Origin of the sequence: Aquipuribacter hungaricus (assembly GCF_037860755.1) — a bacterium.
GTDB lineage: Bacteria > Actinomycetota > Actinomycetes > Actinomycetales > JBBAYJ01 > Aquipuribacter > Aquipuribacter hungaricus.
The window spans coordinates 1-879 of sequence record NZ_JBBEOI010000476.1; the positions used below are offsets into that span (position 1 = coordinate 1).

Below are 879 nucleotides of genomic sequence, written 5' to 3' on the forward strand. Positions count from 1 at the left end.
GGACGAGGCTGCGCGGGTCCGGGCCGGCGGCGCCGGGGCGGGCCGAGGCGCGGCCGACGGGCTCGCGCAGGTCGACCACCGACGGCCGGCGACCGCCCACGAGCTCACGGCCGGCGAACTCGCGCACGGCCTGGCTCACGGGGTGGCGGGGCTGCTCGAGCACGAGCGGCACGCCGCGGTTGACCGACAGCGGGACGTCGCGGCTGCTCGGCACCATCCCGCTGATCCGCCAGCCGAGGGTCCGCTCCACCTCGCGCACGGCGAGCCCGACGTCGGAGTCGGAGCGGTTGAGGACGACGCGCCAGCGCTCCTCGGGCAGGCCCAGCTGCTCGAGCGTCTCCAGCGTGATCTTGAGGTGCTTGAGCGCGGGGATCTCCAGGGCGGCCAGCAGGACGACGGTGTCCGCAGCCTCCAGAGCCGCCAGCACGTGGGCGTCCAGGGCGGTGGGGGTGTCGACGACGACGTGGTCGACCGCGTGCCGGAGCGCCTCGAGCACGGACTCCACGAGCTCGACGGGCACCGACGCGGCCCGGCCGGGCTGGGCCGGGGCCAGCAGCGCGCTGAGACCGGGTGAGTGGGGGGTGAGCAGGGCGCGCAGGGCCTCCGGGCCCATCGGCTCGCCGTCGGGAGCGGGGGCGTCGGCCAGCGTCGTCACGGGGAACAGGTTGAGCGCGATCGCCACGTCCCCCAGCGACAGGTCGAGGTCGACGAGCACGACGCTGCGGCGGCCGCCGTCGGCGAGCGCGGCGGCGAGGTTGGTGCAGAACGTCGTCGTGCCCGAGCCGCCCTTGGCGGAGAAGACGGTGACGACGCGCCCGCGGGCCGGCCGGCGCTCGGCGGCAGGCCGGCGCACCGCGAGGGGGTCGACGGGGGTGGGCA

General features: G+C 77.1%; 1 protein-coding gene. It reads right to left on the reverse strand.

The annotated features are described in order from the left end of the window. Positions 1–853: CpaE/TadZ family protein (locus WCS02_RS20725; RefSeq protein ID WP_340296204.1), on the reverse strand; the 853-nt coding region annotated here is incomplete at its 3' end. Positions 854–879: the final 26 nt, after the last annotated feature.